This window comes from Oricola cellulosilytica (genome assembly GCF_019966575.1).
Classification (GTDB): Bacteria; Pseudomonadota; Alphaproteobacteria; order Rhizobiales; family Rhizobiaceae; genus Oricola; species Oricola cellulosilytica.
Genome location: NZ_JAINFK010000001.1, coordinates 499,557 through 521,791, shown reverse-complemented (window position 1 = coordinate 521,791; position 22,235 = coordinate 499,557). Strand labels below are relative to the sequence as shown.

The window sequence follows — 22,235 nt, the reverse complement described above, 5'->3', positions numbered from 1 at the left end:
ATGCTCAAACCGGCCGAACCACTCGTCTCTCTCGACAATGCCGGCATAAGGCGCGATGGGCGCTGGCTCGTGCGCGGGGTCGATCTTTCGGTCCGGCCAGGCGAAATCGTCACGCTGATCGGACCGAACGGGTCCGGCAAGTCCACGACCGCGAAGCTGGCTCTCGGGATCTTGAAGCCGGACCACGGCATCGCCAGACGGCGCGATGGACTGCGTGTGGGCTACGTGCCGCAGAAGTTATCGGTCGACTGGACCTTGCCCCTGTCGGTTGAGCGCTTCCTGCGGCTGATCGCGAGGGTCGCACGGGACGACATCGAGGCTGCCGTTGCCCGCACCGGGATCGGGCATCTTCGCCGCGCGGAGGTGCGTAATCTTTCCGGCGGCGAGTTCCAGCGGGTTATGCTGGCGCGAGCGATCGCCCGCCGACCGGATCTGCTCGTGCTGGACGAACCGGTGCAGGGCGTCGACTTCTCCAGCGAAATCGCGCTCTACGAACTGATTGGCCGCCTCCGCGATGAACTGCGTTGCGGAGTGCTTCTGATTTCCCACGATCTTCATGTGGTGATGGCTGCGACCGATCGGGTCATCTGCTTGAACGGCCACGTCTGTTGTGAGGGCACGCCGACGGCGGTGGCATCGAGCGACGCCTACAAGCAGCTGTTCGGCGCGCGCGACGGCCCGGCACTGGCCGTCTACGAGCACCAGCACGACCATACCCATCTCCCCGATGGCAGGGTACGCCACGCCGACGGCACGATCACCGATCACTGCCATCCCGGCGACGGTCAGCATCAGGGGGAGGATCGGGATCGAGGTCGCCATGACGCGACGGGAGCCGGCGATGCTTGATGACTTCTTCATCCGCGCATTGGTTGCGGGCGTCGGGGTGGCACTGGTTGCCGGCCCGCTTGGATGTTTCGTTGTCTGGCGGCGTCTCGCCTATTTCGGCGACACGCTCTCTCATGCGGCGCTGCTCGGGGTGGCGCTGGCGTTTCTCTTCGAAGTCGACACGACGCTGGCGGTCTTTGCGGTTTCGGTTTGCGTGTCGCTTGCGCTCGTGGCCCTGCAGCGGCGGGCGACGCTGTCATCGGATGCGCTGCTGGGCCTTCTATCCCATTCAGCGCTGGCGCTGGGGCTCGTCGTGCTTGCCTTCATGACTTGGGTGCGGATCGACCTGATGGGCCTTCTGTTCGGCGACATCCTGGCGGTCTCCCGGGCCGACATCCTTGTGATCTATCTGGGCGGCTCGCTCGTCATCGCTGTGTTGGCGATGATCTGGCATCCGCTCTTCGCGGCGACGGTTAGCCGGGAACTGGCCGAAGCGGAGGGGATGAACCCGGACCGTGCCGACGTGGTGTTCATGCTGCTGATGGCGGTCGTTATCGCCATCGCGCTGAAGATTGTCGGGGTGCTCCTTATCACCGCGATGCTGATCATACCTGCTGCTGCCGCGAGGCGTTTCGTGCGCGGACCCGAGCATATGGCGGTGCTCGCGGCGGTATTCGGAGCGCTGTCGGTCGCCGGCGGTCTGTTCGGCTCTCTGGAATGGGACACGCCGTCGGGGCCGAGCATCGTGGTCGCGGCTCTGGGCCTGTTCGTGGCGAGCCTCACGCCTCTCGCTCGTCTGGCGTCGGTCAAGAAAAATAGCACTCCAATGTCTGAAAGAGGAGCAGCCGGGAAATGAGCGGCCAAGTCGATTCCCATCCCGATTTGACCAGGAACCAGACCCTGGTCTTCGACACGCTGTCGGGCTCTGACGCGCCGCTCAGCGCGTATACCATACTCGACCGGCTCCGGGACGAAGGCTTCCGGGCGCCGCTGCAGGTCTACCGTGCGTTGGAGAAGCTGGTCGAGTTCGGCATGGTACACAGACTCGAAAGCCTCAATGCTTTCGTCGCCTGCAGCCATCCCGAATGCGAGTCCCATGAAACAATGGCGTTCGCCATCTGCGAGACGTGCGGGCATGTGTCCGAGATCGCCGACGAGAAATTGGGACGCGAACTCGGCGCACTCGCCTCGGGAACCGGCTTTGCGTTGACGAGGTCGACGGTAGAACTTCGCGGGACCTGTGCGGCGTGCCGCAACAACTGACCGAAGCAGCCGGCGTCGCCTCGGCTCGTCAGTATGATTAATAATTAAGCAAAAATATTTTGCGTCTAAAAATTAGCCGTTTTGAACGCCGTGGTGCCTAATTGCGTTGCGGTGCACATGGATGCGGCGCATCGATCCTGCCACTAGCGTCGCGAGTCAAGACATTGAAAATACGCGACGTTCCCTCCTCGTGCCAAGGTCTCGCCCCGGCTGGCACGGCACGTGCTTTTCTCATGCTGCAGTGCAAAGGAAATGCCACAGGAGGGCTTCATGAAATTCCCCAAACGCACGATATCCATTGCAGCTCTCGCTGCACTTGCGGCCGCGACTGCGATGACGCCTGTCAGCGCGCAGGAGGAACCCATCAAGGTCGGTATTCTCCATTCCCTCTCCGGCACGATGGCGATCTCCGAGACGACGCTCAAGGATGCGATGTTGATGCTCATCGAGGAGCAAAACAAGAAGGGCGGCTTGCTCGGCAGGAAACTCGAGCCGGTGGTTGTCGATCCCGCGTCCGACTGGCCGCTTTTCGCCGAGAAAGCGCGAGAACTGATAGAGGCGGAGAAAGTGGCCGCCGTATTCGGCGCATGGACCTCCGTTTCGCGCAAGTCCGTTCTTCCGGTCTTCGAGGAACTGAACTCGATCCTGTTCTATCCTGTCCAGTACGAGGGCGAGGAAAGCCAGCGTAACGTATTTTATACGGGCGCCGCGCCGAACCAGCAGGCGATCCCCGCCGTCGACTATCTGATGGAAGAGGAAGGTGTCGAGCGCTGGGTGCTTGCCGGAACGGACTATGTCTATCCGCGCACGACCAACAAGATCCTCGAAGCCTATCTCAAGTCGAAGGGCGTCGCGCCCGAGGACATCATGATCAACTACACGCCGTTCGGCCATTCCGACTGGCAGACGATCGTGTCTGATGTGAAGACATTCGGCGCCGCCGGGAAGAAGACGGCTGTCGTCTCCACCATCAATGGCGACGCCAACGTTCCGTTCTACAAGGAACTTGCAAATCAGGGCGTCAAGGCCGAGGACATACCCGTGGTCGCCTTCTCGGTCGGCGAGGAGGAACTGGCCGGTCTCGATACCGAGCCGCTTGTCGGCCATCTCGCGGCATGGAACTACTTCATGTCCGCAGAAAGCGAGGCCAACGCCGAGTTCATCGACACCTGGCATGCTTTCATCGGCGACGAGAACCGGGTGACGAACGATCCCATGGAGGCCCACTACATCGGCTTCAACATGTGGGTGAAGGCGGTCCAGGCCGCCGGGACGACCGATGCGGACGCGGTAATCGAAGCGTTGCCGGGCACCGAGGCGCCAAACCTCACCGGTGGCACGTCGGTCATGCTCGCCAACCACCATATCACCAAGCCCGTTCTGGTGGGCGAAATCCAGGACGATGGTCAGTTCGAGACGGTCTGGGAAACCGGGGGGCTGGTGCCGGGCGACGCCTGGTCGGACTACCTGCCGGAATCCAAACCGCTCAAGGCGGACTGGGTCGATCTCAAATGCGGCAACTTCAACACCGAGACGAACAGATGTCTCGGCACGGCCCAAGTGGGCAACTGAGTGGCTTTGGCCGATAGCTGCGGGCGGTTCCGCGCCGCCCGCAGCCCTGCCTCCTTCCCGCGATTTTCGAACAGTGAGCGGTTGCTGATGCGACGGATAGCGTCTTTCATTGCTTGCCTCGTTTTTCTCGTTCTTTCCGGCCTCTCGGCACGCGCGCAGGACGACGAGGCGCTTCGCGGCGCCGTGGCCGGCTTCGCGACCGCCGAGGGATTCCAGCAGATTGGCGCAGTCATCGACGCGCTTGTCGTCCTCGGCGATCCGCGGGCAACGCGCGTGCTTGCGGCCCTGGGCGAGGGCGACCTGAAGGTGCGGGAGGCGGACGGCGGTGTCTTCATCGTGCGGGGATCGGCCGCTTCCGTGCGTCTGATCGATCCGGTGAATGGCGACACCGCGGGCGAGGCTGGCGGGGCCTCTTTGAAGAAGATCCGCGTCAACAATCGTCTTCGCCGCACGGTTCGCGATGCGATCGGGGCGTTGACGCTGACCGCCGCCGACCCCGCCGTGCGCATGCGCGCCGCCGAAACGCTTTTCGCCAACCCCGATCCCGATGCGCTCGAAGCGGTGGAGGCCGCGCTGGAACGGGAAACCAATGCCGATGTCAGGCGCGGAATGGAGGTCGCCCGCGCTGCATCGCTCCTGCTGTCGGATCGCTCCAATGCTGAAAAATCCGAAGCTGTCGGAGCGGTAGCGGCGCTGGGCACGCGCGAGGCGCTCGGCTTGCTCTCGCAGTTCAGGACCGGCGCGACCGGGGCACTGGAGCTGCAGGCTGCGGCGGCTATGGAACGGATCGAGGGGTCACTCGCCCGCTGGTCGATAGCTCAGAATTTCTGGTATGGCCTCTCGCTGGGTTCGGTCCTGCTTCTGGCGGCCATCGGTCTTGCCATCACCTTCGGAGTCATGGGCGTCATCAATATGGCCCATGGCGAGATGGTAATGATCGGTGCCTACACGACCTTCGCCGTTCAGGAAGTGATCCGCCGGTCCGCGCCTGGTCTACTCGACTGGTCGCTGCCGATCGCACTGCCGCTGGCATTTCTCGCGGCTGCCCTCGTCGGTATGCTGATCGAGCGGGGCGTGATCCGGTTCCTCTACGGTCGCCCGCTCGAGACGCTTCTCGCGACATGGGGGGTCTCGCTGATCCTCCAGCAGGCCGTACGCTCGATTTTCGGCCCATCCAATCGCGAGGTTTCTAATCCTTCCTGGATGTCCGGCGCGTTCGAACTGGGCCAAATGATGATTACCTGGAACCGTCTCTACATCCTGTTATTCGCGATGGCGGTGTTCGCCGTCCTCCTGTGGGCGATGAACCGGACGATGCTCGGCTTGCAGATGCGCGCGGTCACGCAGAACCGCCGGATGGCCTCTGCCATGGGAATCCGCGCGCCCTGGATCGACGCGATGACATTCGCGCTTGGCTCCGGCGTGGCGGGCATTGCCGGCGTGGCGCTGTCCCAGATCGACAACGTCTCGCCAAATCTCGGCCAGTCCTACATCATCGACTCGTTCCTCGTGGTCGTGTTCGGGGGTGTCGGCAATCTCTGGGGCACGCTGGTCGGGGCGATGTCGCTCGGCGTCGTCAACAAGCTGCTCGAACCCTACGCCGGAGCGGTGCTCGGCAAGATATTAATTCTCGTACTCATCATCTTCTTTATCCAGAAGCGACCGCGCGGCCTCTTCGCGCTGCGCGGCCGGGCGGTGGAAGCATGATCGCGGCCCGCTTCCTTCAGGGCGGGCTGGATCGCCGGATCGCAGTCACGCTCGCGCTCATTCTTTCCGTGGCAATCTTCGTTCCGGTCGCCAACCTCCTCTTCGCGCCGTCCCACCCTCTTCACGTCCCGAACTATGCGGTGGCGTTGCTCGGCAAGTATCTGAATTATGCGCTGCTGGCATTGGCGCTTGATCTCGTATGGGGCTTTTGCGGGATACTTTCGCTCGGACATGGCGCGTTCTTCGCGCTCGGCGGTTACGCAATGGGCATGTATCTGATGCGCCAGATCGGCTCGCGCGGCGTTTACGGCCATCCGGAACTGCCGGATTTCATGGTCTTCCTGAACTGGAAGGAGCTGCCCTGGTACTGGCACGGTTTCGACCAGTTCTGGTTCGCCGCTCTCATGGTCGTTGCGGTTCCCGGTCTGCTTGCCTTCGCCTTCGGTTGGTTCGCCTTCCGTAGCCGCGTGACCGGAGTTTATCTGTCGATCATCACCCAAGCGATGACCTATGCGCTGATGCTTGCCTTCTTCCGAAACGACATGGGATTTGGCGGCAACAATGGCCTGACCGACTTCAAGGATATTCTGGGTGTCTCGGTCCAGGCCGACGAGACGCGGGCGGCTCTTTTTGCCGCAAGCGCTGTTACCCTAGCGCTGGGCGTGCTGATCACTGCCGCAATCACCGGCTCGCATTTCGGCAAGCTGATGATCGCCGTGCGCGATGCGGAGGCACGCACACGGTTTCTCGGTTACCGTCCGGAGAGGGTGAAGCTATTCGCATTCACTGTCTCCGCGATGATGGCGGGCGTCGCCGGCGCCCTATACGTGCCCCAGGTCGGCATCATCAATCCGGGCGAGTTCGCGCCGGCCAATTCCATCGAGCTGGTCGTCTGGACGGCGGTCGGCGGACGCGGAACGATCATCGGCCCGATCGTCGGCGCGCTGGTCGTAAACGCTGGCAAGAGCTGGTTCACCGGCGCGCTGCCCGAACTGTGGTTGTTCGCCCTTGGTGGTCTGTTCGTCGCGGTCACGCTTTTCATGCCGAAAGGGATTGTCGGCATGATCTCCCGACATTGGCCGAAACGTTCGCGCGCGACCGACGCCAAGGTTCGGGCGGACGCCGTCCGGGAGCAGAACGCATGACCACTGTATCCACGGATGTCACCAATTCGCTCCTGTATCTGGACGGCGTCTCCGTTTCCTTTGACGGCTTCAAGGCGATCAACAACCTTTCCTTCGTTCTCAACCACGGCGAGATGCGGGCGATCATCGGACCGAACGGCGCCGGCAAGACGACGATGATGGACATCGTCACCGGCAAGACGCGGCCAGACGCGGGCGACGTCATATTCGACGGTTCGAACGACCTGACAAAGCATGACGAGGCGGACATTGCGATGATGGGTATCGGCCGCAAGTTCCAGAAGCCGACGGTGTTCGAAAGCCATACGGTCGAGGACAATATTGCACTGGCGCTGTCCGGGCCTCGGGGTGTCCTACCGATGCTCTTTCACAACAGCTCGCGGACGGGGGAAGGCCGCATACGAGAGGTGCTGGACGTTACCCGACTCGCGCATCTGCGCGGCCAGATGGCGTCCAGCCTCTCGCATGGCCAAAAGCAGTGGTTGGAAATCGGCATGCTGCTTGCCCAGAACCCGATGCTGCTTCTCGTCGATGAGCCGGTCGCCGGAATGACGGATGCGGAGACCGAAGAAACGGCGCGGCTGTTGCGCGACATTGCCGAGGGTCACTCCGTGGTCGTGATAGAGCATGATATGGGCTTCGTACGGGAGCTGGACGTTCGCGTGACATGCCTTCACGAGGGCTCCGTCCTGTCCGACGGGACACTCGAACATGTCTCGTCTGATCCGCGCGTCGTGGAAGTCTATCTGGGGCGCTAGGTTGCTGTCATGCTGACGATCGAAAACCTCTCCCTTCACTATGGGGCAGCACAGGCACTGCGGGGCGTTTCGCTTGACGTTGCGCCTGGCGCGATCACCTGCCTCCTCGGGCGCAATGGCGTCGGGAAAACATCGCTGCTGCGTGCCATTGTCGGGCATCAGGCTCCCTCGAATGGAGCGATACGCCTTGACGGGAGAACGCTTGGAAAAATGCCGTCCCATGATCGCGGGCGCGGCGGAATCGGGTACGTTCCACAAGGCAGGGAGATATTCCCTCTCCTCACTGTGCGGGAAAATCTCGAGACAGGCTATGCTGGTCTCAAACGCTCCGAACGCGTGGTGCCGAATTACATCTTCGAACTCTTCCCGGTACTGAAAGACATGCTCGGGCGCAGGGGCGGCGATCTTTCCGGCGGCCAGCAGCAGCAATTGGCCATCGGCCGGGCATTGGTCACACGCCCGCAACTTCTGCTTCTCGACGAGCCGACGGAAGGCATTCAACCGTCCATCATCAAGGATATCGGCCGGGCGATACGCTTCCTGCGCGACAGTCAGGGAATCGCGATCCTTCTCGTCGAGCAGTACCTCGATTTCTGCCGAGAACTGGCGGACTACGTCTATGTCATGGATCGGGGCGCAGTGGTCCATTCGGGCGACGCTGCATCGCTCGACCGGGCCGACGTCCGCGCGCATCTCACGGTCTGATCTTGACCGGAGCGCGGTGGCCCTCAATCGGCGGGACTGGCCCGACACGCGTTCCCGTCGCTCAGCGACGGGCGGAGATTTGCGCTATGCGTTAACCAAAAATTTGCCATCCGAAAAGTCGAAGCTTCAAGCTTAACAAAGCGCAAACATTTACCTCCCAAAATATGCCCCATTACCTGAGCGGGCGCCGACGGCCGCGAAAGGGCATTGCCGCACACGCAGCAGATCGGGGAGGGGACATGGCGCGTTCGACCAGCGCAGAGCATGATGAACAGAACGCGCAATTGGGTGCGGTCAGGATATGCCGCACTGTCCAAGGCGGCGAATCTTTTTCACGCGACAGTGCGGGGGCGAGCGATGCCTCGGCTCTGCAATCGATGCTCCGCGACCACCTGGAAGCCCGGACCGAGACCCCCGCCTCGGGGACCATGTCTGACCCGGAGCAGGCTCCGGGTGCTTCAGCCAGGACGCGCTGGATGCCAAGGTTGACGAAAAGCATCGTCGGACTTGCACTGTTGGCCGTCGTCGGCTGGATGCCCGCCAAGCGTCTCGCCCAGGTATCCAGCGTGGAAGCCGTGGTAAACGCGCGCCTGGTTACGATGCGCGCGCCCATCAACGGGGTTGTCGGATGGAACTTGTCGAGACTTCAGCCGGGAAGCCCGGTTTCGGCGGGAAGTCCGGTCGTGGAAATTGCCAATCCGCGGGCCGACCGGCACAGGTTTGAAGACGCGACCGCCAGATTGAGCGACGCGCGCGAGGAACGTGCCGCTTTGGCTGCGAAGCTGAAGGAGCTCAAGAAGCTCCGCGCCAAACTCGCCGTGCAACTCGAGGAATTTCGCCAAAACCGGATGCTTCAGGTGAGTGCCCGGATTGACGAGGCGAACGCGCGCATCGCCGCGGCGGCGGCGATCAGCGCGAACGCGAAAGATGCGCGCGAGCGACAACGCGAACTCGCCCAGAGCGGCATATCGTCGACGGCCGCGATGAACGCTGCGCACCGCGACGCAATGGTTGCCGAGGCGGCCGGGGACGGGGCGCGGGCGGAACGCAATGCCCTGGTGGTCGAATTCGAAGCGCTTCGCGATGGTGGCTATCTCGGCGACAGCTACAACGATCAACCACGCTCCGCCCAGCGGCTGGACGAGATCGGGGAAGCAATCGAACTGATCACTGCGGACATTGTGCGCCACCAGGCTCGCATCGTCCGCTTTCAAGGAGTGGTTTCACGAGAGCGCGAAGCATTGGCGGTGGCGGAGAACGCACCGCTCGCCTCGCCCGTCGAGGGAAGGGTGTGGGAAATCCGCACCGCCCCCGGGGAACAGGTAGTCGCCGGACAGCCTCTCATCAGCCTTCTCGACTGTTCCCGGACGCTGGTGACGGCGGTTGTGAGCGAGGCGGTCTATAACAGCCTGTTCGTCGGCATGCCGGCCAAATTTTCCTTCCGCGAAGGCGGGGAGTCGTCCTCCGGACGGATCGTCCAGTTGAGTGGCGTTTCCGAGGCGTCGTCCAACTTCGCCATTATGCCTTCGGCTTTGACGAAGGAATCCTACCGGGTTGCCGTATCAGTCGACGGCGGCGCGAAGCAAGGCGATTGCCCTGTCGGCAGGACCGGCCGGGTTGTCTTCAACACGTCAGCCGGCTAGTCGCGGCAGGCTCGCGACAGCATGAACCCGACGCTTTCAACCTTGCTCGACGGTGCCACGCCCGGCTTTCTCGCCGCGGCCGCGCTGTTAGCCGTGATGCCATGGGTCAAACGGGACAGCCCCTGGCGTATCCTGCCGATCGCAATCGTCTTGGCGTTCACCGCCCGCTATCTGTACTGGCGCGTCACCGCGACGATACCGCCCTCCGACAACCTTGTCGATTTCGGGGCCGGTCTGCTTTTCTTCGCGGTGGAGTGCGCCGCGGTGGCCGGTAGCGTCATTTCTTATATCAGCCTGACACGGACTCGGAACCGTACCGCCGAAGCGGATGCCAATAGCGGATGGCTGTTCGATCAGGAAAGGCTGCCGCTGGTCGACGTCTTCATCTGCACCTACAACGAGGAACGCGAGATCCTCGAACGCACGATAATCGGCGCCATGGCCATGGATTATCCCAACTACCGGCTTTGGGTTCTCGACGACGGCAGGAGGCCATGGCTGGCCGAACTTGCTGCCGAACTGAAGTGCAATTACTTGACGCGGCCGGACAATAAGCATGCCAAGGCCGGCAATCTGAATCACGCGATCAGGCACGTACGTGGCCTCAACGAGCCGCCCGATTTCATCTCCGTTCTCGACGCGGACTTCGTTCCGGTGCCGATCTTCCTGAGCCGGGCGCTCACCCTCTTCCGCGACGAGTGCGTGGGCATCGTTCAGACACCACAGCATTTTATCAATCCTGATCCGATCCAGGCCAACCTGAAGGCATCTGACGCCTGGCCGGACGAACAGCGCTACTTCTTCGATGTGCTTATGCCTTCCAAGGACGCGTGGGGGACGGCCTTCTGCTGCGGTACCTCGTCGGTAATCCGAATGGCGGCGCTCGCAAAAAGCGGGGGCTTCCCGACCGATTCAGTGACCGAAGACTATCTGCTCACACTCCGTCTGCAGCGCCACGGCTACGGCACGGCCTATCTCAACGAGCGCCTGTCAATCGGCCTGGCCCCGGAGGGACTGCAGGAATACATCACACAGAGAAGCCGCTGGTGTCTTGGCTTCTTCCAGATCATACGCAGCGGCGACGGCCCGTTCGCGCGGTCGAACCGCTTGAGGCCGATCGACCGGATCAGCTTGGTGGAGAGCATGCTGTATTGGGCTGGCTCCTATTCGTTCCGCGTTGCCGGGCTGATCGTGCCGATCCTTTACCTCCTGTTCGGCATTCATGCCGTGAATGTCGATACGGTCGACGGCATCGCGAATTTCCTGCCCTATTACCTCGCCCAAGTCACGGTCATGGCGTGGCTGTCCGGGCAACGGGTGCTGCCGGTGATGACCGACGTCTCGCAACTTCTCGCGGCACGCGAAATCCTCACCGCGATCACGATCGGCCTCATTCGCCCCAAGGGCCAAAAGTTCAAGGTGACTGCGAAGGGCGGCGACCGCAGCCGGACCATTGTGCAGTGGCGGATGATGGGAATATTCGCGTTTCTCCTCCTGCTGACGGTCTTGGGCATCGCTTTCGCCTTTGGTGGCAACAAGTCGCTGCAGGACTCAAGCGCCATCGCACTTTACTGGAGCTGGTACAACATGCTGATCCTGATCGCGGCGATCGCGGTGTGCGTGGAAAAACCGCGCATGCGCAGAAACGAGCGGCTTCGAGGTGAAGAAAGCGTCGCTCTGACGGTTGGAACCCAGAGGCGGAATTACCGGACGGCCGACATATCGGTCGGTGGCATGCGCCTCGTCGGCGGTATAGCGGCGGCGCCCGGCACGCCGGTGAGCGTTGAGTTCAGGTCGCAGCGTTTCGAGGGGCGGGTTGTCAGGCGCTCCGAACGGGATTTCGCCATCGAGATCGCCAACACTCTCAGCGGGCGTTCGGAGATGGTGCGCCACGTCTATTCGGGCGCCTTCAAATCGCCCGTCGGACAGATTCACTTCGCCAACGTCGCCAAGCGTGTTGCCGCCCGGCTTTCCGGATAAAGCGGGAGGGCCTCCTATCACCAGCCGGTCCCGCGCCATGGCAGAAAATCGGACTCCCTAGGGCAGTGTTCGTGGCGATGCTATCGGCGTAAACACGGGCTTTCGGCTTCGTCGAAGCCGAGGGTGTCGAGCGTGTCGACCTGATGCTCGAAACCTTCCAGAGGAGCACTGGCGATCACGGCATTGTGCGTCGCCAGCAGGATCGGTTGACGGAGTTGGCCATTCCACCGCCGGAAACTGCCTCGAACGCCCTTGTAGAGGTCGATGGCAAACTCCTCGCTTCGGATGGTTTCCACGATGGTGCCCGGATTGGTCGAGCCGGACTTCGTCACCGCCTCGATGACCGTCTGACCGGCCGCCCAGCCCGCCCAGTCGGACATTTGCATGTCGCGATCCGCTATTCGGCGAAAACGCTGATTGAGCTGCGGAGCGCCATGCCGCTCCCAGGTCCAGTGCCAAGCGACGGCCGATAGTCCCTCTGCACCGACGACGGGGCGCGGCGAATAGGTCGCGTAGGGTACGTAGCGGCCGAACTCACCCTCCGCGTCGGCCAACCAGATAACATCATGGGCGGGAGGACCGGTGAGCAGGGCAATGTTGCTCAGGTCGCGCCGCCGAGGGTCGTTGGTGAGAACAAAGTCGCGGTCGGCGACGATCTTCAGTCCGAACTTGGCGGTCGAGCGACGGATGGCGTCAGCCTCCTCCCCGTCCGCGAGCGCGTCTCCGCTCAGAAGCAGGATGCGGGTCCATCGGCGAAACCGCAGATATTGCGCCATCGCGTCGGTGAGCATCGAGCGCGACGGCATCGTGTGCAGCAGGTTCGCGTTGCAATCAGCGCCGCGCCATCGGTCGGCGCCGTCGCGAATATTGAAGAGCAGTTCATTCCCGCTCCCGGTCGCCAGCAACGACTCCATCCGATCCGCCGGCAGATCAAGCAACACGGCAATTGCGCCATCGTCACCCGCCGCCCGTACCGCACCAGCGAGTTCTTCCGCTCCGAGCAGTCTTTCCTGCAGCTCGAACTCTATTCCGATCGCGCGAGTCAGGATTCTGGTTCCGCGGAACGCGAGGCGTACTCCGTCGAGCGGACGGTTCCGGTCCTTGAGCGAGAGCCCGGTATAGACACGCTGCGGTTCGTAGTACGGGTCGTCCTGAAGTCCCAGATAGACGACACGCGCCGTCTCCGCCGAAAACGCGGGCCCCGCAACCGCGGCCAATATCAGCGCCGCGACAAGTTTAGCGATCATCGATGAGGACGTCATATGGGACGCGGCCGACAGGTATCGTCGTGGTCGCCTGGCGGGTTCCCGTATCAATAATCGATACGTCGTCGGAGAGACCGTTGGCGACATAAAGCGTTTTTTCGTCAGCGGACAACTCGAGCCCCCAGGCACGCTTGCCGACGAGAATATAGTCGATGACCTCGCGCTTGCGCACATCGACCACGGCCACATGATTTGCGCGGCCAAGCGCGACATAGGCGCGACTGCCTTCGGAATTCATGATCACGTCCACCGGGGTCACCTGCTCGGGACGAAAGCCGGTCGGCAGGAATGCGATGTCTCCGACCAGTTTCAGAGTTTCCACATCGATAATGTTGATCATGCCTGCAAGTTCGGCTGAGACCCAGAGTTCCTTCTCGTCGGGTGTCAGGGCGAAGCGTCTCGGCCGGGTATCGACGAGGATGTCGGCGATCACTTCGTCGGCGTCAAGGTCGATGACGTGGACCAGATTGGCCGCTTCCGATGCCACGAAGACCAGTCGCCCACCGGAGGTCACCTGGACGCCTTCTGGCTCCTCTCCCGTTTCGTATTCCGCCAGCAGTTCGCCGGTCTCCACATCGTAGACGGTGGCGGTCGCATCCTCCTCGTTAGAAACGATCAACCGCCGTCCGTCCGGGTGGAGATCGAAGGTCTCTGGAGCCGGCACCCCGCGGATCCGGCGCAACAGTTCACGCGTCGCTGTGTCGTAAATGGCAATCTGGTCGTCGTCAGCGCAGGCGACGAAGAATTCCTTTCGGTCGGCGCTGAAATGCATACCGCGGGGCCGGGCGCAGGAATCGATAGTGCCGGCAACCCTGTGATCTGGCCCAAGTATCGTCAGCGTGTCGTCGCGCTCGTTCGCCACGAATGCCAGCCCGGAGCCTGCCGCAGATACAGCCGGTGCGGCAAGCAGCGTTAGTGCCATTGCAACCAAAACCGCCTTCATCCGCCTACCCCCTCAACACAAGCCTAACCTTACGCGCTGGCAAGTCCAGAGTTTTTCGCATATGCTGGCAAGCCTTGACCGACTGGAGGGTCTACAGGTCGAGGGAGGAGAAAAGCGATGAATTTCAAGGTATTACAGATCTTATATGTGCTCCCGCTATTGTTGACGCCGGGAGCAGCAGTGGCGCAGGAGGAGACTTCCGCCAGTACGCTCTACGGCGACCTTTCATTTGTCGACCAGGACATGCTTAGCCGCGCCGCCGGCGATGGGAACAATTTTCTTCACACCAACGGCAACTACGAGCAGACGCGCTACTATCCGTCGCGCCAGATCAACACCGATAATGTGAAAAACCTCCGCCCGGCATGGATATTCCAGACCGAGATCGTCGACACGATGGAAACCTCGCCGATCGTGGTGAACGGTGTGATGTATGTCACCACCGCGTTCAATCATGTCTATGCGCTGAACGCCCGCACTGGCGAACAGATATGGCATCACAAGCATGACATGGGACCGATCACGACCTATTGCTGTGGCCCAAACAACCGCGGCGTCGCGGTTTCGGGCGGCAAGGTTTTCATGGGCACGCTCGACGCGAAGCTCGTCGCGCTCGATGCCAAGACAGGAAAACAGGTCTGGGAGACGCAGATTGCCGATCCCGAACTCGGATACTCGGAAACCATGGCACCAAGCGTCGTCAACGGCATGGTGCTGATCGGAACGAACGGTGGCGAGTACGGCATCCGGGGCTTTGTCAAGGCGTTCGATACCGAGACCGGCGAATTGAAGTGGACGTTCCACACTATCCCGGAGGACTCTGTCGGAGTCTGGGCGACGGAGGACGCAACGGGACGCAACATGCATCGTGACATTGAGGCCGAGAAGGCCGCGCTGGAGGAGATGGGCGATCCGTATGAAACGCTCGGTGGCGGTGTCTGGCAAAACCCGGCAGTCGATCTGGAGACCGACCGGATATATTTCGTGGTCGGCAACCCGTCGCCAGACCTCGACGGTTCGCTGCGTCCCGGCGACAATCTATACACCGATAGCCTTGTCTCCGTCGATTTGAACACTGGCGAGTATATCTGCCACTTCCAGTATGTTGCACACGACGTCTGGGATCTCGACGCGGTTTCGCCGCCGATCATCACCACGGTCAAAGACGATGCGGGCAACGATGTGAAAGGCATTCTGCACGGCGGGAAGACAGGTCATGTTTATGTAAACCGCGCGGATGACTGTTCGATGATCCGTTTTTCGGAAGCAATGGTGCCGCAGGAAGGCATGTGGACCCTTCCGACGGCCGATGGCGCCCGGATGCTTCCGGGTGCAAACGGGGGCGTGGAATGGTCGCCCATGGCGATCGACCCGAACTTGGGTCTGACCTATGCAATCAACCTTCACCAGCCGATGACTTACACGGTCGCATCTACCCCGTACCCGGAGGGCAAGCTCTGGCTCGGCGGTTCCTTCGACGTTATCCCCGAAGAGGAACAGTGGGGCAACGTCACAGCCGTCGATTACAACACGGGCAAGATCCGCTGGAAGGTACGGACGGAACAGCCGATGATCGGAGGAATCCTCGCCACGGCCGGCGGACTGGTTTTCACCGGTGAGGGCAATGGCCTGTTCAAGGCGTACGATTCCGAAACCGGTGGCGAGTTGTGGCGCTTCCAGGCCGGCGCAGGCGTGAATGCGCCGCCATCCAGCTACACCGTGGACGGGCGGCAATTCATCGTGGTCGCCGCGGGTGGTAACGCACAGCTCAACTACAAGCGCGGCAACAACATCATCGCGTTCACGCTTGCCGACTGATTGAGGCTCGCTAGATTTGCATGTGCGCGGGGCGGAGCTGCCAGGCTTCGCCCCGTCCAACGAACGGAGTCCGCTTCATGAAACGAGCCTCGCTGGTCATCACAGCGCTAGTTTTGGCCGCGCCGGTCAGCGCGGAGGAGTTCGCACTTGAGGACGCAGTCGCTGTCTGCAGCGGGTGCCATGGCGAAGACGGCATTCCCGCGGATGCCGAGTTTCCCATCATCTGGGGTCAGGAGTTCTTCTACATCTATACCCAGTTGAAGGATTATGCTGCCGGACGGCGCGAGAGCGAAATCATGACGCCGATCGCCTCGGAATATTCGAGGGACCAGATGAAGGATATCGCGCAGCATTTTGCAGACAGGGCATGGCCCGGGATCGAGGCGCGTGCCGAGGACGGCGATGAGAAACTCGCCGAGCGCGGCATTACCGGGGGGCAATGCAGTGCCTGTCACGGCAAATGGGAGGGTGACAGCCGTATTCCGCGTCTTGCCGGCCAACAACCCGGATATCTCCGAAAAACAATGCTGGATTTCAAGAATGAAGTGCGGATGAACGCGCCCGACAAGATTAGCACCATGAAGCAGCTTTCCGACGAAACCATAGAGGCGCTGTCGCGCTATCTCGCGTCGCTTTGAGCCTTGCCCGCATGTCGGCGGAGGTGGGCGCGGATTTCGGCTTTTCCGGCAAGATCGATCGCAGTCATGCCTCGAAGGTCCCGCCGTGACGGGTCCGCTCCGTTCTCGATCAACAGGTCGATCATCTCCGCATGGCCGCGCTCGGCTGCGATCATAAGCGCGTCCCTGCCCCGGTCATCGCGCCGCAACGGATCCGCGCCGGCCTCCAGCAGCAGCCGGGCGGTCCTGATCCCGTCGGCTTGGGGGGCATCGTTGGCGTGACCGGCGGCCCACATTAAAGGTGTCAGCGCATGCCCCCAGACACCGTCGGCATGGGCACCAGCTGCAATCAGAATTTGCGCGATATCGGCAAATGCGCGGCCAGCTGCGTAGCTGAGCGCAACCTTGCCGGTCTTGTCGACGGCGTCGATCGTCGAGCCCGCCTCCACCAGGATTTCGACGAGCAGGCGGTGCCCGCCGAATGTCGCCGCAATAAGCGGCGTAATCGCCTGGTCGTCGGCCGCGTTGGGGTCGGCACCCGCCTCCAGCAGTAGTCGCGCCTCGCGCCGACGCCCGTCCCTGGCTGCGCGCAACAGCGGAGTGGCGCCTGAGAGGTCGCGGTGGTGCACATCTGCTCCGGCCTTCAAAAGAAGAACGGACACGTTTTCGGCGCCCTTGCTTGCGGCGATCGACAGGGCAGTGGCCCCTGCACGATTCCGCGACCTGACCGAGGCGCCTTTTTCGAGCAGGTCCTGCGCGATGTCGGCGCAATCGAGATCGGCAGCCTCGAAAAGAGCCTCGTTGAGGACGCGCCCGTCGACGGAGCCGGGATGTTGCTGGAGTTGCTGTGCCAGCGAAGCACAGACCAGCGATGCGGGTTGGGCGGACACGCGACCAGGCAGCAAAATCGCTAGAACCGCAAACCAGATCGCCGGCCTGGCCGTCATTGGACCGTGAACGCGCCGCTGAAGCCCTGGGTCTCCAGGCCCTCGACGTAGTACTCATATATGCCGGGGCGTATCGGCATGAACCAGATGTCGATAGCGCCTTCGTCATCGAATTCTACTGCGTGCAATCCGAAGGGCTTCACCTCGCGGTCGTCAATGACGACCTGGTCGATCCAGCTCTCGCGAAACAGTCCCGGCGCCAACAGCTTGTACTCCTCCAGTCCGTCGCTCTCGATCCTCCAGCGGTAGTAGACGCCGCTCTCAACTGTGTAGGAGGTGATGGAGAATCCACTGGAGGCGTCAAGGCCGAGTGCTTCCAAGCGTGTAGCGCGGCGGGTGGGATCGCCTTCCGAGGCCACGTCTGTCGTGGCGAAGGTGAGAATGCCTATCGCCATTGCCCATCCGGTCGCGTGTTTCATCTTATCTCCCCCCCCGCACGAGCCGCCTTCAGCCGATAGCTTTCGGACCGGCAAAGAGCGAATGTAATTCATCCCCCCGCTACGGTCCATGTCCTGCCTGTGATCAGAACGCCCACTTATAAAATGAGGTTCATCTCGAGCCGGATCGGTCAAGCATTGCCTGTGCCCATCTGGCGGTTGCCGGGGGGCCGCCTGTTACGCGCCCGCCACCCTCCAGATCACATCCCCGACATCGTCGGCGACCAGCAGCGATCCGTCCGGGCCGAGGGTGACACCGACCGGCCGTCCATAGGCATGTTTTTCGTCGGGCGACAGAAAGCCGGATAGAATGTCGCGCGGCGGGCCGGATGGCTTTCCGTTTTCAAACGGGACGAAGATGACCTTGTAACCAGCCAGTGTGGAGCGGTTCCAAGAACCGTGCTGGCCAATCGCCATACCATCCGGAAATCCGGGCAGTGTGCCGGCCGGGAGCCAGCAAAGACCGAGTGAGGCGGTGTGACCGCCAAGCGCATAGTCCGGCCGGATGGCTCTCGCCACCATAGCGGAATCCTGCGGCACGCGGTCGTCGACGGTTTGACCCCAGTAGCAGTAGGGCCAGCCGTAAAATCCGCCGTCGACGACCGAAGTGAGGTAGTCCGGCGGCACCTCGTCGCCGAGGCCGTCGCGCTCATTGACGACGGTCCAAAGCGCACCTGTGGTCGGTTCCCACGCCATGCCGACGGCGTTGCGCAGACCCGAGGCGAATATCCGGCTTTCGCCAGTATCGAGATTGATTTCGTGGATAGCGGCGCGCCCTTCTTCCGCTTCCATTCCTTTGTCGGCGATGTTGGTCTCGGAACCGACGCCGACATAGAGCTTGCTCCCGTCGGGGCTTGGCAGAAGACTGCGTGTCCAGTGGCCGGCTGGCTTGAAATCGGCAAGCTTCCTGCCCGCCGCGTCGATGCTGGTTGCGCCATCCTCGTAAGGAAAGGCGACCAAAGCGTCGGTGTTGCCGACATAGAAGGTTCCATCGAGCATCGCCATGCCGAACGGATGGTTTTGCTTGTCGAGGAAGGTGTGGCGGGCTTCAGCAACTCCGTCGCCATCGGTATCGCGCAGCAGCGTGATCCGGTTCGGGCTGACACCGACTGCGGCGGCGCGCTTCATCGTCGCAAAGATCGCGTAGTCGAAGGCGCTCCTGATCGGCGTGCTGACGCCGAGCGCCTCGGAGGTGAGCACGTCGCCATTGGGCAGCACATAAATCCAGCGGGGATGTTTGAGGCCCGCAGCGAACGTGTTGACCCTGAGGTCGGGGGCGGCGATAGGCGTGTGCCCGTCCTTCCAGCCCTTGGCAGTCGGCATTTTGAGAGTAGGAATGCCCTGCGGCCTTGCCTCGGGAATAACCGGCGCGCCGCCTATTGCCTGCGGCTCGTTGTTCTTGCCGAAGCGCCGCATCAGGATCATCGCTGCGCCGATCATGGCGACAATCCGGCCGAAGATTCCGGAAAAGCTCATCTTGTTCCTCGAATTGGTTTGAGATCCTTCTTAACGGGGTGCGCGTGCGCATGAAACCGCCGGGATACGGGTTTGCACCGCTGAAGGCGCCGTAGCCAAGAGCCTGCGAGCGTGTAGCTGTTGGGGGGCACGATAAGAGCGGAAATGGTGCCCAGAAGAGGACTCGAACCTCCACGCCTTGCGGCACACGGACCTGAACCGTGCGCGTCTACCAATTCCGCCATCTGGGCACGGGTGGGTAGGCGGCTCCGTTTAAGCGGCTGCGCGTGGCAAGTCAACGGGGACGGCGGAGGCGAAGGCCGAAAAACACGCGCCGTCTCAGAGGCTGGCGATACGTTCGGTCAGCAACTTGAAATAGCCGTCCGCATCGAGGTCGCGCATCACCAGCGCGTTCCGGGGGCGGCCCGTCACACCCCACCAGTCGACCACTGTCATGCCCATGGTCAGTTCCGAACCGATCTCGATTTCGACGTTACAGTCGCGACCGGAAAACAGTTCCGGCTTCAGCAGCCAGGCGATGACGCACGGGTCGTGTAGTGGCCCGCCATCGGTACCATATTTGTCCTCGTCGAACCGCTCGAAAAAATCGATCAGGTCGGCAGCGGCCCGGGTGACGGGCGTGTCGTGGGCGCGCAGGGCCGTGACGCGGGCCCGTGTGGTGAGCGCCTTGTGGGTAACGTCGAGGGGGAACATGATGATTGGCACGCCGGAGCGGTAAACGGCGGCCGCCGCGTGGGGGTCGACGAAGATGTTAAACTCCGCGACCGGGGTCGTATTGCCTCCCTCGAAGAAACCGCCGCCCATAAGCACGATCTCGCGAATCTTCGACGCGATGTCGGGCGCCTGGATCAGCGCCAACGCGATGTTGGTCAGCGGTCCGAGCGCGCACAGCGTTACCTCGCCCGATGCGCGCTCGCGCAGGGTGTCGATAATGAAGTCCACTGCACCCTTTTCCTGGAGGGCGATCACGGGTTCGGGCAGATCGGGGCCGTCGAGGCCGGTTTTCCCGTGTACGTATTCTGCAGTCACAAGCGGCCGCACCAATGGCCGTGACGCGCCCGCATAGACTGCGGTAACGGACCTGCCCGCCAGTTCGCATATCTTTCGCGCGTTCTTTTCGGTCAGCGCCAGCGGCACGTTGCCGGCGACGGCAGTGATGCCGAGCACGTCCAGTTCGTCACTTGCCAGCGCCAGAAGGATCGCGAGGGCGTCGTCCTGCCCCGGATCGGTGTCGATGATGATCGCGCGTCGGTCGGTCATGGTATTTCCGGAACTGGGGTGATTCTTGCATTCGGGACGGCGCTCGACCATATCATTGGAATAGGCAAATGCCAGTTGGGTTTGCCCATGATGTCGCTTTGCCTGAAAGGACGTGTGGATGACGCGGGTGCCGCCTTTTTCGAGTCCGCTTCTCGTGGGGTTCGAGACGATCGAAAAATCGCTGGAACGCATCGCCAAGACTGCCGACGGTTATCCTCCTTACAACGTCGAGAAGCTGCAGCGCGGCGACGTGGAAGTGTTGCGTATAACGCTTGCCGTTGCAGGGTTTTCAATCGACGATCTCGAGATTTCGACCGAGGATGGGCAATTGCTTATTCGTGGCCGGCAGGCGGACGATTCGCCCCGCGAATTCCTGCACCGCGGCATTGCCTCCCGCCAGTTCCAGAAGGCGTTCGTTCTAGCAGATGGCATGCGGGTGCTTGGTGCCGAGTTGAAGAATGGCCTTCTGGCCGTCGATCTCGACCGGCCAAAGAGCGAGAAGATGACCCGCAAGATCGCGATCACGGAGAACAGCTAGCCGACATCACCGGAATGTGACGTTCCGCGCGTTCGACGTGATTGACCTCGTTCCCCCCCTATGGTCACAAACCCCCGGCGTCTTAATGGAAACCGGGGCACTGCCATGAAAAGACTTCTCGCTTTTGTTGCCGCGCTCGCCGCCTCTGGCGTGCCCGCCTTCGCTGCGGATCCCGACGTCACGGATTGGGCAACCGTTCTTGAGGAGGCGCGTGGCCAGATTGTGTACTGGAACGCTTGGGCCGGTTCCGAGCAGATCAATGCTTATATCGGCTGGGTCGGCAAGGCGCTTTACGAACGTCATGGCGTCAAGCTCGTTCACGTCAAGGTCGATGATACGGGCAATGCGGTTAGTGCTGTGGTCAGCGAGAGGACCGCCGGACGGGACACCGATGGCTCGATTGACCTCATCTGGATTAACGGCGAGAATTTCGCCTCGATGAAACGGCAGGGCCTGCTGTTCGAGCCGGGCTGGGCGACGCACCTGCCCAACTGGCGTTATGTCGATGCGGAAAATAAGCCGACCATCACCACTGATTTCACCATTCCGACCGAGGGCCTGGAATCGCCTTGGGGCATGGCGAAGATGGTTTTCTTCTATGACAGCGCCCGCACGGAACAAGGGAGCTTGCCGGATTCGGCCGATGAACTGCTGGACTGGGTGAAGGCCAATCCCGGACGTTTTTCCTATCCCCAGCCGCCGGATTTCATCGGATCGAGCTTCCTGAAGCAGGTCCTCCTGGAAACGACGCCCGATCCGGCCGCGCTCCTGAAACCCGCTGAAGAGGCTGATTTCGATGCCGTCGCGGGTCCGCTGTTCGATTATCTGGACGAAATGCACCCGTATGTCTGGCGCGGTGCCAAGACCTTCCCCAAGGACTATCCGTCGATGAGCCAGCTGCTGGCAGACGGCGAACTGGACATTACCTTCGCCTTCAATCCGGGCGAAGCGTCGAGCGCGATCGCCAACGATCTCCTGCCCCACACGGTGCGGTCCTTCACCTTTACCGGTGGCACGTTGTCTAACACGCATTTCGTGGCGATTCCCTACAATGCGGCTTCCAAGGCGGGCGCACTTGTACTCGCGAATTTCCTGATCTCGCCCGAAGCCCAGATCCGCAAGCAGGATCCGACGGTATGGGGCGATCCAACCGTACTCTCGATGGACCTTCTCTCAGACGAAGACCGCACACGCTTCGCCGATCTCGATCTAGGCATCGCCACGCTCGCCCCCGACCAGTTGGGCCCGGTTCTCGCGGAGCCGCACCCGTCATGGGTGGCCATGATCGAGCAGGAGTGGGCCAAGCGTTACGGCGTTGCAAACTGACCCTCGC

Annotated in this window: 20 protein-coding genes and 1 tRNA gene; 14 read left to right on the top strand and 7 right to left on the bottom strand. The window is 61.9% G+C overall.

Translation table 11 applies throughout. The features are described 5' to 3' along the window. From LC298_RS02425 to LC298_RS02380, 10 genes are all read left to right on the top strand, one after another. On the top strand, window positions 1-849 hold the full coding sequence (locus LC298_RS02425) for an ATP-binding cassette domain-containing protein (RefSeq protein WP_131565858.1): 849 nt from the start codon (window positions 1-3) through the stop codon (window positions 847-849). Further along, entirely contained in the window at window positions 842-1,684 is an 843-nt protein-coding gene (locus LC298_RS02420) for a metal ABC transporter permease (protein WP_131564992.1), read from the top strand. The genes LC298_RS02425 and LC298_RS02420 overlap by 8 nt, the downstream gene beginning before the upstream one ends. Further along, window positions 1,681-2,091: a Fur family transcriptional regulator gene (locus tag LC298_RS02415; RefSeq protein WP_131564993.1), complete on the top strand. Its 411-nt coding sequence runs from the start codon at window positions 1,681-1,683 to the stop codon at window positions 2,089-2,091. The genes LC298_RS02420 and LC298_RS02415 overlap by 4 nt, the downstream gene beginning before the upstream one ends. A 333-nt stretch (window positions 2,092-2,424) precedes the next feature. After that, window positions 2,425-3,663 (top strand): urea ABC transporter substrate-binding protein, encoded by a 1,239-nt coding sequence (gene urtA / locus LC298_RS02410; RefSeq protein ID WP_428977526.1) that lies wholly within the window; start codon window positions 2,425-2,427, stop codon window positions 3,661-3,663. An 87-nt stretch (window positions 3,664-3,750) separates the two neighbouring features. Next, complete coding sequence (gene urtB, locus LC298_RS02405) at window positions 3,751-5,370, top strand: urea ABC transporter permease subunit UrtB (RefSeq protein ID WP_131564997.1); 1,620 nt, start codon at window positions 3,751-3,753, stop codon at window positions 5,368-5,370. Continuing rightward, window positions 5,367-6,515: an urea ABC transporter permease subunit UrtC gene (urtC, locus tag LC298_RS02400; RefSeq protein WP_131564999.1), complete on the top strand. Its 1,149-nt coding sequence runs from the start codon at window positions 5,367-5,369 to the stop codon at window positions 6,513-6,515. The genes urtB and urtC overlap by 4 nt, the downstream gene beginning before the upstream one ends. Further along, a complete protein-coding gene (urtD, locus tag LC298_RS02395; RefSeq protein WP_131565001.1) occupies window positions 6,512-7,273 on the top strand; it encodes an urea ABC transporter ATP-binding protein UrtD in 762 nt (253 codons plus the stop codon). Before urtC ends, urtD begins: the two co-directional genes overlap by 4 nt. 9 nt (window positions 7,274-7,282) lie before the next feature. After that, window positions 7,283-7,978 (top strand): urea ABC transporter ATP-binding subunit UrtE, encoded by a 696-nt coding sequence (gene urtE / locus LC298_RS02390; RefSeq protein WP_131565003.1) that lies wholly within the window; start codon window positions 7,283-7,285, stop codon window positions 7,976-7,978. A gap of 476 nt (window positions 7,979-8,454) precedes the next feature. After that, window positions 8,455-9,621: an HlyD family secretion protein gene (locus tag LC298_RS02385; RefSeq protein ID WP_158284667.1), complete on the top strand. Its 1,167-nt coding sequence runs from the start codon at window positions 8,455-8,457 to the stop codon at window positions 9,619-9,621. Window positions 9,622-9,642: 21 nt separating this feature from the next. Continuing rightward, window positions 9,643-11,601 (top strand): glycosyltransferase, encoded by a 1,959-nt coding sequence (locus LC298_RS02380; RefSeq protein ID WP_131565007.1) that lies wholly within the window; start codon window positions 9,643-9,645, stop codon window positions 11,599-11,601. Between the two features lie 80 nt (window positions 11,602-11,681). Here the strand turns inward: LC298_RS02380 and LC298_RS02375 are convergent, their stop codons facing one another. After that, window positions 11,682-12,848: a type 1 periplasmic-binding domain-containing protein gene (locus tag LC298_RS02375; RefSeq protein ID WP_131565008.1), complete on the bottom strand. Its 1,167-nt coding sequence runs from the start codon at window positions 12,846-12,848 to the stop codon at window positions 11,682-11,684. After that, window positions 12,838-13,809, bottom strand: a complete 972-nt coding sequence (locus LC298_RS02370; RefSeq protein ID WP_131565010.1) for a PQQ-dependent catabolism-associated beta-propeller protein — start codon at window positions 13,807-13,809, stop codon at window positions 12,838-12,840. The genes LC298_RS02375 and LC298_RS02370 overlap by 11 nt, the downstream gene beginning before the upstream one ends. A gap of 117 nt (window positions 13,810-13,926) precedes the next feature. Between LC298_RS02370 and LC298_RS02365 the strand changes: the two genes are divergently transcribed. Together LC298_RS02365 and LC298_RS02360 are read left to right on the top strand one after the other, a co-directional pair. Next, window positions 13,927-15,627 carry a pyrroloquinoline quinone-dependent dehydrogenase gene (locus LC298_RS02365; protein ID WP_131565011.1) on the top strand — a complete coding sequence of 567 codons (1,701 nt, stop codon included), beginning with the start codon at window positions 13,927-13,929 and terminating at the stop codon, window positions 15,625-15,627. A gap of 77 nt (window positions 15,628-15,704) precedes the next feature. Further along, window positions 15,705-16,265 (top strand): c-type cytochrome, encoded by a 561-nt coding sequence (locus LC298_RS02360; RefSeq protein ID WP_158284668.1) that lies wholly within the window; start codon window positions 15,705-15,707, stop codon window positions 16,263-16,265. Here LC298_RS02360 and LC298_RS02355 read toward each other — a convergent pair. From LC298_RS02355 to LC298_RS02335, 5 genes are all read right to left on the bottom strand, one after another. Further along, complete coding sequence (locus tag LC298_RS02355; protein WP_131565015.1) at window positions 16,247-17,191, bottom strand: ankyrin repeat domain-containing protein; 945 nt, start codon at window positions 17,189-17,191, stop codon at window positions 16,247-16,249. The two genes, LC298_RS02360 and LC298_RS02355, sit on opposite strands and share 19 nt — an antisense overlap. Then, window positions 17,188-17,610, bottom strand: a complete 423-nt coding sequence (locus LC298_RS02350; RefSeq protein ID WP_131565017.1) for a hypothetical protein — start codon at window positions 17,608-17,610, stop codon at window positions 17,188-17,190. The genes LC298_RS02355 and LC298_RS02350 overlap by 4 nt, the downstream gene beginning before the upstream one ends. 195 nt (window positions 17,611-17,805) lie before the next feature. Then, window positions 17,806-19,104: a PQQ-dependent sugar dehydrogenase gene (locus LC298_RS02345; RefSeq protein WP_131565018.1), complete on the bottom strand. Its 1,299-nt coding sequence runs from the start codon at window positions 19,102-19,104 to the stop codon at window positions 17,806-17,808. A gap of 145 nt (window positions 19,105-19,249) precedes the next feature. Beyond that, window positions 19,250-19,334: transfer RNA gene (locus tag LC298_RS02340), tRNA-Leu, on the bottom strand. Between the two features lie 88 nt (window positions 19,335-19,422). Beyond that, entirely contained in the window at window positions 19,423-20,364 is a 942-nt protein-coding gene (locus LC298_RS02335; protein WP_131565020.1) for a nucleoside hydrolase, read from the bottom strand. Between the two features lie 118 nt (window positions 20,365-20,482). On the opposite strand from LC298_RS02335, the gene LC298_RS02330 reads away from it, so the two are divergent. Both LC298_RS02330 and LC298_RS02325 read left to right on the top strand, forming a co-directional pair. Then, on the top strand, window positions 20,483-20,902 hold the full coding sequence (locus LC298_RS02330) for an Hsp20 family protein (RefSeq protein ID WP_131565022.1): 420 nt from the start codon (window positions 20,483-20,485) through the stop codon (window positions 20,900-20,902). A 105-nt stretch (window positions 20,903-21,007) separates the two neighbouring features. Continuing rightward, the gene (locus tag LC298_RS02325) at window positions 21,008-22,228 is read left to right on the top strand and encodes an ABC transporter substrate-binding protein (RefSeq protein ID WP_131565024.1); all 1,221 of its coding nucleotides are present in this window, start codon (window positions 21,008-21,010) and stop codon (window positions 22,226-22,228) included. The last annotated feature ends 7 nt before the right edge of the window (window positions 22,229-22,235 follow it).